The organism is Actinomadura geliboluensis (assembly GCF_005889745.1).
Classification (GTDB): Bacteria; Actinomycetota; Actinomycetes; order Streptosporangiales; family Streptosporangiaceae; genus Spirillospora; species Spirillospora geliboluensis.
Genome location: NZ_VCKZ01000683.1, coordinates 1 through 2,165, shown reverse-complemented (window position 1 = coordinate 2,165; position 2,165 = coordinate 1). Strand labels below are relative to the sequence as shown.

Below are 2,165 nucleotides of genomic sequence, written 5' to 3'. Positions count from 1 at the left end.
GGGCTGTGCGGAGGGCTGCGCGGGTCAGTAGGAGGACGGGGCCGTCCGGGTCTTTGCTGTCGCGGACGGCGACCGCGCCGGTGACGGCGGCCAACTCGACGCAATTGCCGCCGTTGGAGCCGCTGTGGCTGCTCTTGCGCCAGTGGGTGTCGGGGATGCTGCCGCCGTTGGAGCCGCCGTGGCTGCTCTCGCCACTATGGGCACTTCGGCGCCAGCTGAGGTCTTTCAGAGACATGGAGCCAGTGTCGGACGCGTGGTTGAGCTTGTCAGCGGGCGTGTCCGTCCGGTTGGGGTTGCCTCTGGGGAAGGTGGACGGGCTTGGGCTCCGCCTGTGGCGAAGGGTGAGGTGCGGCGGGTCGTCCGGGCAGGCGATGCGACGACTCGCCGCTACTCAAGGGGGTCGGCGGGGTGGTGATGCCGGGTGGTCAGTGGGTGTCGGTGGCGGATTGGAGGGCTGTGCGGAGGGCTGCGCGGGTCAGTAGGAGGACGGGGCCGTCCGGGTCCTTGCTGTCCCGCACCGCCACCACCGACGCACAGGCGACGTCCGCCAGTTCGACACAGTCGCCGCCGTTGCTCAGGCTTCGCCGGGCCTTTCGCCACTTGGCGTTCTTCAGGTCCATCGCTCTTCGGCCACCTTCCTGATGAAGTCTCGCGACATGTCTGCCGGAAGCGCTCTGCTCCGGAGTTCAACCAGGACGCGTGCGAGTTCCCCGAGGTCTGCGGGGTCGTCTGTCGTGAGCCCTCGTATAGCCGTCTCTATGTAGGCTATCTGGCTCATATCGGCCATCGTAGCCAAGACGAAGCTGCTCCCATTTCCTGGGTGTTCGCCGCTTCCGATGACGACCTGGACGGTCACGTTGGGGCGCTCACTGAGGGCGATCAGATGCTCAAGCTGCTCTCTCATCGTCTCGGCGGTACCGACTGGCCTGTACAGCGCTTGCTCGTCGACCAGGAGCGTCACCATGGGACCGTCCTCCCGGTCGAGGATCTTCTGCCGCTCCAGCCGCGCAGCTACGGCCTCTTCGTTTCCCTTGAGGATCGCTTTGGCGTAGGCCGGTGTTTGGGCAAGACCTGCTATCACGCATAGCTGGTAACACGTCAACTCGACGGCGTCACCTTCGATCCTGGGCCAGTCAAACCAGATCGGTACGGGGTGACCGTCCTTGTTCAGGTCCTCCCATAGGCTGATGAGTGCGCCGCTCGCATCCAGGTAGTCGTCCACGATCTCGACGAATGATCGACTTGCGCGTCTCTTGCCCGCCTCGATCCGGCTGACCTGTGCACCGCTCAGGTTCGTCAGGTGCGCGATGGTCTCCTGCTTGACGCTCTTCGCCTCCCGCATTCGGCGCAGTTGGCGGCCGAAGGCGACGAGAGCGGGGGACTCTCGGGGTCGCTGACGACGTGGAGGCATGGCTCTTACCTCTCTATGTCATTTACCAGCCTGGCCACGGGCTTGCCATCGTCAGCCAAGCTAATCGGGTAAAGCCAATCCTAGCCGGGTTAGTGGCTCAATGTGTGCTGTACACCACACACAGTGAGGAGAGGGTCATGGGGCAGGCGGTGACGCAGAACGAGATGGTGGTGAAGCGGGACCCCAAGGTCGTCGCGGAGGTCCGGCAGTTCGTGCGGCTGGTCACCGGCGGGTACGGGATGGACGACTTCGTGCCGTGTCTGGTGGCCAGCGAGTTGGTCACCAATGCGCTTCAGCACGCGGCGTCCGAGACGGACGGGGACGTGGTCCTGCGGTTGAGCCGGACCGAGGACGACGCGCTGTGGATGGAGGTCCAGGACGCCGCCTGCGGCCTGCCGCACATGCTGGAGGCCGACACGACGAGCGAGACGGGCCGGGGCCTGTTCATCGTCGATCAGTACGCCCGCTGCTGGGGCATCCGCGCCCTGGCCGACAACGTCGGCAAGGTCGTCTTCGCGGTCATCGACCGCACCTGAAGACCAGCGGAGGGGCGTTCCTCCCGTCCGCCCCTCCGCCCCCCTTCCGCCCGGTGTCAGCGGCGACCGGTGCGCAGGTGGATGCGTTCGCCGCTTTTGCCGAAGAGGCTGAGCACTTCGACGTTGCCGCTGCCGGCGGCGCCGAACCAGTGCGGGATCTGGCAGTCGAACTCGGCCGCTTCGCCGGCGCCCATGACGAAGTCGTGGTCGCCCAGGCG

Annotated in this window: 5 protein-coding genes; 1 reads left to right on the top strand and 4 read right to left on the bottom strand. The window is 66.1% G+C overall.

The features are described 5' to 3' along the window. The 3 genes from ETD96_RS43470 to ETD96_RS43460 all read right to left on the bottom strand — a co-directional run. A partial coding sequence (locus ETD96_RS43470) for a DUF397 domain-containing protein (RefSeq protein ID WP_138642304.1) occupies positions 1 to 235 on the bottom strand: 235 nt, incomplete at its 3' end. Positions 236 to 425: 190 nt separating this feature from the next. Continuing rightward, entirely contained in the window at positions 426 to 620 is a 195-nt protein-coding gene (locus ETD96_RS43465; protein ID WP_138642303.1) for a DUF397 domain-containing protein, read from the bottom strand. Then, on the bottom strand, positions 611 to 1,411 hold the full coding sequence (locus tag ETD96_RS43460; protein ID WP_138642302.1) for a helix-turn-helix domain-containing protein: 801 nt from the start codon (positions 1,409 to 1,411) through the stop codon (positions 611 to 613). Before ETD96_RS43460 ends, ETD96_RS43465 begins: the two co-directional genes overlap by 10 nt. Before the next feature lie 137 nt (positions 1,412 to 1,548). Here ETD96_RS43460 and ETD96_RS43455 point away from each other — a divergent pair, with 137 nt between their 5' ends. Next, on the top strand, positions 1,549 to 1,947 hold the full coding sequence (locus tag ETD96_RS43455) for an ATP-binding protein (protein WP_138642301.1): 399 nt from the start codon (positions 1,549 to 1,551) through the stop codon (positions 1,945 to 1,947). A 56-nt stretch (positions 1,948 to 2,003) separates the two neighbouring features. On the opposite strand, the gene ETD96_RS47400 is transcribed toward ETD96_RS43455, so the two are convergent. After that, the coding region (locus ETD96_RS47400; protein ID WP_138642300.1) for a cupin domain-containing protein at positions 2,004 to 2,165 on the bottom strand (162 nt) is incomplete at its 5' end.

Excerpts from the sequence above, each read along its gene's own strand:
- ETD96_RS43460 (WP_138642302.1), bottom strand. The coding sequence starts at position 1,411 with ATGCCTCCACGTCGTCAGCGACCCCGAGAGTCCCCCGCTCTCGTCGCC.
- ETD96_RS43465 (WP_138642303.1), bottom strand. The coding sequence starts at position 620 with ATGGACCTGAAGAACGCCAAGTGGCGAAAGGCCCGGCGAAGCCTGAGC.
- ETD96_RS43455 (WP_138642301.1), top strand. The coding sequence starts at position 1,549 with ATGGGGCAGGCGGTGACGCAGAACGAGATGGTGGTGAAGCGGGACCCC.